The sequence below is a fragment of the Antarctobacter heliothermus genome (assembly GCF_900188425.1).
Classification (GTDB): Bacteria; Pseudomonadota; Alphaproteobacteria; order Rhodobacterales; family Rhodobacteraceae; genus Antarctobacter; species Antarctobacter heliothermus.
This window is the reverse complement of sequence record NZ_FZON01000105.1, coordinates 1-6,586: the sequence shown is the minus strand read 5'-3', so window position 1 is coordinate 6,586 and position 6,586 is coordinate 1. Positions and strand designations below refer to the sequence as shown.

At 65.9% G+C, this 6,586-nt stretch carries 7 protein-coding genes; 6 read left to right on the top strand and 1 reads right to left on the bottom strand.

The features are described 5' to 3' along the window. Positions 1-77: 77 nt before the first annotated feature. The 6 genes from CHB90_RS25100 to CHB90_RS25075 all read left to right on the top strand — a co-directional run bounded on the left by CHB90_RS25100 (position 78) and on the right by CHB90_RS25075 (position 6,259). Positions 78-1,007 carry an OmpA family protein gene (locus CHB90_RS25100; protein WP_089280440.1) on the top strand — a complete coding sequence of 310 codons (930 nt, stop codon included), beginning with the start codon at positions 78-80 and terminating at the stop codon, positions 1,005-1,007. A gap of 68 nt (positions 1,008-1,075) precedes the next feature. Continuing rightward, positions 1,076-2,065, top strand: coding sequence for a hypothetical protein (locus CHB90_RS25095; protein WP_089280439.1), 990 nt, complete (start codon positions 1,076-1,078; stop codon positions 2,063-2,065). 89 nt (positions 2,066-2,154) lie between these two features. Further along, entirely contained in the window at positions 2,155-3,111 is a 957-nt protein-coding gene (locus CHB90_RS25090) for a trypsin-like serine peptidase (protein WP_089280438.1), read from the top strand. A gap of 38 nt (positions 3,112-3,149) precedes the next feature. Beyond that, the gene (locus CHB90_RS25085; protein WP_089280437.1) at positions 3,150-3,848 is read left to right on the top strand and encodes an OmpA family protein; all 699 of its coding nucleotides are present in this window, start codon (positions 3,150-3,152) and stop codon (positions 3,846-3,848) included. Between the two features lie 44 nt (positions 3,849-3,892). Then, a complete protein-coding gene (locus CHB90_RS25080; RefSeq protein WP_170941188.1) occupies positions 3,893-5,734 on the top strand; it encodes a caspase family protein in 1,842 nt (613 codons plus the stop codon). 3 nt (positions 5,735-5,737) lie between these two features. Further along, positions 5,738-6,259, top strand: a complete 522-nt coding sequence (locus tag CHB90_RS25075; RefSeq protein WP_089280435.1) for a hypothetical protein — start codon at positions 5,738-5,740, stop codon at positions 6,257-6,259. 30 nt (positions 6,260-6,289) lie between these two features. Here the strand turns inward: CHB90_RS25075 and CHB90_RS25070 are convergent. Next, positions 6,290-6,586: transposase (locus tag CHB90_RS25070; RefSeq protein WP_141135832.1), on the bottom strand; the 297-nt coding region annotated here is incomplete at its 5' end.

The window sequence follows — 6,586 nt, the reverse complement described above, 5'->3', positions numbered from 1 at the left end:
GGCTGCTGTCGGATTTTGTCTAGCAGCTTGATTCTACAAAGCTTTCGCGGGCACGCCAGCTATTTCCCCTGATTTGGATGAATAAGCCGGGCTTAGCCATCCTTGCCGCCCTGACCCTGGGCGCGATGTCCGGGGCGCAGGCACAAACCACTACCGAAACCTTGCAACTCAACACCGCCAAGGCCGACAGCGTGACCGCGATCATCAAGTCGCTGGCACCGATGGCCGGTCAGCCCGGCACACCGCCGGTGCAGAGCCCTCCGGTGATTGTGCATCCGCTGCCTGACGTCTTCTTGCCGCCGGTGATCGTCGGTCGTCCGACAACGATCATCATCGACAGCAGGCCCATTGTGCTGAACTACGCCTACAGTCTTGATGTCACGATCTACTTTGCCCACGACAGCGCGTTTCTGACGCCACCCGCGCGGGCGCATCTGGATCTGATCGGGCGCGCGCTGCAATCGCCGCAACTGGTCAATAATCGCTACCTGATCGCAGGGCACACCGATGCGCGTGGGCCAGAGGATTACAACTCTGACCTGTCCTATCGCCGCGCCTGGGCGGTCAAGCGTTACCTGATGCGCTATCACTCGGTGCCGTCCTGGCGGCTCGAAGTGGTGGGCTGGGGCGAGCGGTATCCGCGCAACCCGGTCGATCCCTACGCGGCTGACAACCGTCGCGTGGAACTGACGCTGATCGACACGGTCCAGCCGGTTGTGCCGGTCCAGCCGGTGCCGCTGCCGTTGCCACAGACCAGCGATCTTAAGCCGGTTCCGCAGCCTGTGCCGCGCCCCGAACCTCAGCCGGTGCCGGTTCTGCCGCCGCAGGCGGGCAGCCTCTATATCCCTGCCTTGCCACCGTGCCCCGCAGGGGTCGTCCGCCCGGACGGCACGGCGCTGGATCTGGACGATTTCACGCCGGACCCGGGGATTGACTGTGACCCGGCGCTGCCAGCCGCTGGCCGCGTCATCGTACAGCCCGACGGCCGCATCATCGTGCTGCACTGACCTGACAGCCGCCGGACCGCTCCCGGACCGACGGCCCCCAATTCCAACCCATTTAGGAGGAGACCCGGATGAAACCCCTGTTCAAGGCCATGATGGCCGGTGCCACCACACTTGCGCTGGTAATGGCGCTGTCCCTTACCCCTGCCCCGGCCATGGCCGGCGACCAGCCCAACATCCTGCCGGTGCCGGAAGACGCCGATCTGGATACGGTACCCGGCAACTCTCGCGTGTTCGAACGCGTGCTGCGCGCCATCATCACCGAAACCCAGACCATGGGCTTTCGCGTCTATGACCAGACCGGCGTGATCATGGGCTTTACCGATCCCAACCGCGTGCGCCGGTCAGATGCAGAGCTGATCGCGCTGGTCCAGCGCATTCCCAACGTGCCGATCGACGTAATCATGCCGATCCAGATCTATGCCTCGGCGGATCCGAACCCGTACATCCCCGACGTCGTCGATCTGCGCATCCGCGTTACAGGCCGGATGCTGCACGCCCAGACCATGCAGAGTCTTGGCAACTTTGAGGTCGCGTTTGGCCCCGGTGCCGGGGAAATCCCTGTCGCCTCGCTGCCGCGCAACTGCGGGCGCGACTGCGTGCTGGAACATGTGGGCAACGAGGCCAAGACCATCGGCGCCGAAGTGGGCCGGGTTCTGGCGATCAAACTGGACGTTCTGTCGCCTGCCAGCCCGCAACCCGTTCTGGTGCCGCAACAACCGATGGGCGTGACACCCGTTGTCCCGCAGCCGCCGGTTGCCATGGCCCCCGTGGGCTGCACCGGGCTGACCACAGCCTACACGCTGGCCTTTACCGGGTTCCAGCCGCAGGAAATGACCCTGATCGAAGGCTACCTTGCCGGGTTCAAGGGCTATGACCATCACCGCCCGGTCCGCGTGACCATGACCTCCGCCGACTACTGGTACGAGACCTGCTCGGACGTGGCGCGCCTGAACCGCAACCTGCGCCTGATGACAGAGGCGATGGGCATTCAGGCCCGGATCGCGATGGCGGGCAACCGCTTTGAGATCCAGAAGATCGGCCTGATGGGCAACCGCTGATCTGAAAACAGCTCGCGCCGATCCCCGGCGCGGGCCACCAAGCCATCTCTCACGCCACGCGCAGCCCTATTGCTGGAAGGGATCACAGGATGACTCGTCAGAGCAACCTCATGCTGATCGTATCGCTTGTCCTGTCGCTGGTCGGCGCAGGGGTCATGGCGCAGACCGCCACCTTTGACGCCAATGACTACGGCAAGACCGATCTGGTCTTTCCGGAAAGCACCGGCAACGCCAGCGCCTATATCGCCGCGCAGGACGGCGCGTTCGAGCCGATCCGCGAACTGCCTGCCGATGACCCGATCCGCCGCCTGGCCCGCGCCATCGGCCGTGTCGACCTGCTGGAACAGAATGACAGGGGCGGCCGCGACTTGGTGACCTGCACCGGCGCGATTCTGCCCGGCGGATGGGTTCTCACCAACTTTCACTGTATCCCGGAAAACGGGGCGCAAAAGCTGCTCGCCGCGTCCATCCTGACCGGCTACCTGACCCAGGGCGACAAAGGCACACAGCGCTATACCCTGTCGGTCGATCCCGAGGACTGGCATTCCGTGCTCGACTTCAGCCTCGTGCGCATGACCGATGCGCCCGCCGACGTCCTGCCGCTGCTGATCGAGGACGTCGCCGTCGATCCGGGCGACCCGCTGTTGGTCATCCACCATCCCCTGGGCCGTCCGCAGGTCATGACGCGCTTTCGTTGCTTTGCCACCGCCGAACAAGAGGACGGCGCGATCCTGCGCCACCGCTGCGACACGCAGCCCGGCAGTTCCGGCTCTCTTCTGTTTGACCGAGAGTTGCGCCCCGTGGCGCTGCACCACTCGGGCGGCATGACCGCGAACGACACCCTCAGTTTCAACAAAAGCACCCGGATCAGCGCGATCCTCGCCCAATCGGACCTGCTGCGCCAGATCACCGACAGCGCGCCCTCCGGCTCGCCGTCCAAGGCCCCCGACAGTCCGACCGCCACGCTGCCGCTGGAACGCCATCCCGTCCCGGCGGGAGACGGTCTGTCATCCGGCGGCATCACCGACATTCTGCGCGGCAACTGACACCCCGCGCCCGAAACTCAACAAGGGAGGAACCCCCCATGAAGATGCCAGCCCCCAAATGGCTTGCCGGTCTTGGCCTTGCACTGGTGACCGCGCTGCCCGTGCAGGCGGACCAGGCCGCCGACATTCAGGCCATCATCAACTCGCTTGCCCCGGTGCAGCAGGAAAGCACGGCACCGGCACCAGAGGCGTCACGCGGTGTCCAGATCGGCAACCGCACCGTCTGGGTTGTCCCGGCCAGCAGTATCGACCTGCAGGTGTTCTTTGCGCTGGACAGCTATGAACTCACCTTCCGCGCGCGTGAGGATCTGGCCGCGCTGGGTCACGCGCTGGCCTCGTCGGCGTTGCGACCGCATCGTTATCTGATTGCCGGACATACCGATGCGACCGGCGACGCGGCCTACAATCAATGGCTGTCGGAACGGCGCGCGGAAAGTGTCGTGCTCTATCTGGTGCGCAATTTTCCCATCGACCCCAACCGCCTGATCGCCGTGGGCTGGGGGGAAAGCCGCCTCAAGACGCCCGCAACACCCGGCGCGGCGATCAACCGCCGGGTCGAGGTGACGTTGCTGTTGCCCGCCACCGGGGCCGAAAGCAATGCGCCCGCCCCCGAGGCAACTGCTGTCGCCCCGGCGGCACCAACAGCGCCCGCTGCGCCCCCCACGCCTGAACCGGCCGCACCGCTGCCCGGCTCCATGCAGACGGACAAGGACGGCAATATCACCATCACATGGTAACGCGCCGCCGGGCAGATGTCCGCGCCGCAAGGGAGGCCCTCACGATGACTTGCAGATCGTTTCTGACCCGGTTCGCCCTTGGCCTTGCGCTGGCGGGGCTTGGCCCTGCCTGCGCGTTGCACGCCGAAACGCCCACGCCCGCCCCGATCGTTCTGGAAGGGCATCAGGGCGCTATCGACGCGGCAGTGTTCAGCCCGGATGGCTTGCACGTCCTGACCGGAAGCGCCGATTTCTCAGCCCAGTTGTGGGAGGTGTCCAACGGCCGCGGCCTTGGCATTCTGGAGGGGCATGAACATCGCGTCAGCGCCGTCGCCTTCAGCCCCGATGGCACCCGCGCGCTGACCGCCAGCGCCGATGGCACCGCGCGGGTCTGGGATCTGGCCAACGGGCAGGAAATCCTCAAGCTGACGCACGCGGGGGGGCGGTTTACCTCCGCCGCCTACAGCCCGAACGGCCGTCAGGCCGTGACCGGCGGAAATGACGGCGTGGCCCGCCTGTGGGATCTGCGCAGCGGCGCGGAACTGCGCCAGTTCTCTGGCCACTTTGAGGCGATCACCTCGCTTGCGCTCAGCCCTGACGGCAGCCGCCTGCTGACCGGCAGCACCGATCGCACCGCGCGCCTGTGGGACGTGGCCAGCGGCGAAGAGATCCGCGTGTTCAAGGGCCATGCCGCGCTGATCCTTTCTGTCACCTTTTCACCGGACGGGACGCGGATCCTGACCGCCAGCTGGGACAAGACAGCGCGCATCTGGGACACTGAAACCGGCAAGGTGGTGCGCGAACTGCCCGGCCACGACGCGGCCATCCGCGCCGCCGACTTCAGCCCGGATGGCGCCCTGATCGTCACCGGCGAATGGAACCGCACGGCCTATCTGTGGAACGCCGAAACCGGAGAGGAACTGCGTTCGTTCGAGGGGCATGGCGCCTCTATCGACGCTGTCGATTTCGCCCCCGACGGGCGCAGCCTGCTGACCGCCAGTTGGGACGGAATGGTGCGGTTGTGGCCGCTGCCAGAGACGCTCTGGCCCGATCTGCCAGACAAGCAACCCGTGATCGCCGGGCCGCCGCCCCCGCCGCTGGTGGCCCCCAAGGCGCCGCGCGTGGTGGTGGCACATCCTGACATGCTGGTGCTGATCATCGGCAACCGCACCTACGCCGAGGCCCCGCCCGTGGCCTATGCCCACAACGACGCGGACGCCTTTGCCGAGTATTTCCGCAATACGCTGGGTGTGCTGGACGAAAACATCATCGTGGAAAAAGACCTGAATTCCATCGGCATGGCGCGCTATTTCGGCACTGACGAGGTGCCCGATGGCCGCCTTGCCCGCCGCGCACGGTTTGTCGATGAAATCGTGGTGATCTATTCGGGCCACGGCGTGCCCGTCTTTCACGAACAGGGACTGCCCAGCGGCTACCTGCTGCCCGTTGACGTGCCCGCCGCAGAACCGGGGTTCGGGGCCTATCCGCTGGACATGTTGATCCGCCAGCTTGAAAGCCTGCCGGTCAGAAACGTGACCGTGTTGCTGGATGCCTGTTTCTCGGGGCTGTCGACACAAGGCAGCCTGGTCCCCGGCGTCTCCGGCGCGTTTGGCGTGGCGGTCGCCCCGCCGATGGAAAAGGCCAAGGTCTCTGTCCTGACGGCAACCGATTTCCGCACGCCGCAGTTTGCCCACTGGCTCGACGACAAGCGGCATGGTGCCTTTACCTACTACACGCTGGACGGTCTGCGGGGCGCGGCGGATAGCGATGGCGACGGGCGCATCCATCTGAGCGAACTGCGCGATCATGTGGATGAAAAGCTGGCCCAGCAAGATCTGCGCCAATCGCCCAGCCTGTTGCCAGGCAGCGAGGACACGGTCCTGTTTGAATACGCGCCGGAAGACTGAGCCATGCACACGCGCCGATCCATCGCCGCAACGGCCCTGCTGCTGGCCTTCATGGTGCTCTGCGCCCTGCCCCGTCCCGCGCTGGCGCAGGCAGAGACCGCCTTGGGCGCACAGCTTTGCGCCTCTGCCGAGGGCGAGATCCCTTCCGGCAGCCGCATCGCCCTGGCTCCGCCGCCCGCCGCCCAGACACCGTTGCCCGTGGCCGAGATCGAGGCAATCATGAGCCGCGCCGCGCAGGCGATGTGCGCCGACTGGCGCGACAAACCCCGCATTCTGGCCGGCAGCGCCGAATTGCGCGCCGCGCTGGCGCTGGTGCTGAACCGGCAGGGCAACGACGCCTGGCAGCAGGCCATCCAGTCCACGGTCCGGCAAGAGGCCGATTTTGTGCTGGTGGGCGAGACCGGGATCGCCGGGCGCGACGTGACCTTGCGCCTGACGCTGGTGGATCTTGCGGACGGACGCGTGATCGTCAAGACAACGGACATCGTCTTGGGCGGGATCGGCTTTGTTGCGCAAAGTCGGTAACGTCCGGAGTTCCCCTTTCCCCGGACGCAATTATCCCACAGGCTCTGTGACGGGTATGCCGAGCGCGGTGTAGCCGTTGAGCACGGCGGCGCGGATCTGAAGTTCGGCGACCTGACGATCGAAGTCGCGCGCCATGAGGCTCTGCCCCAGCAGCTTCACGCAATGCATCTTCGTCTCGGCGCGGCTTCGTCGGTGGTATCCGCTCCATTTTCTCCAGATGGCGCGGCCAAGGTATTTCGAAGCGCGCAGCGCCTCGTTCCGAGCGATAGCCCCTGCAGTCGATGGCTTCCACGGCTTGGCATTCTTGCGCGGCGGTATGACGGCATG

Bases quoted from the DNA above. Each gene is read 5' to 3' on its own strand.
- CHB90_RS25100 (WP_089280440.1), top strand. From the start codon at position 78: ATGAATAAGCCGGGCTTAGCCATCCTTGCCGCCCTGACCCTGGGCGCG.
- CHB90_RS25095 (WP_089280439.1), top strand. From the start codon at position 1,076: ATGAAACCCCTGTTCAAGGCCATGATGGCCGGTGCCACCACACTTGCG.
- CHB90_RS25090 (WP_089280438.1), top strand. From the start codon at position 2,155: ATGACTCGTCAGAGCAACCTCATGCTGATCGTATCGCTTGTCCTGTCG.
- CHB90_RS25085 (WP_089280437.1), top strand. From the start codon at position 3,150: ATGAAGATGCCAGCCCCCAAATGGCTTGCCGGTCTTGGCCTTGCACTG.
- CHB90_RS25080 (WP_170941188.1), top strand. From the start codon at position 3,893: ATGACTTGCAGATCGTTTCTGACCCGGTTCGCCCTTGGCCTTGCGCTG.
- CHB90_RS25075 (WP_089280435.1), top strand. From the start codon at position 5,738: ATGCACACGCGCCGATCCATCGCCGCAACGGCCCTGCTGCTGGCCTTC.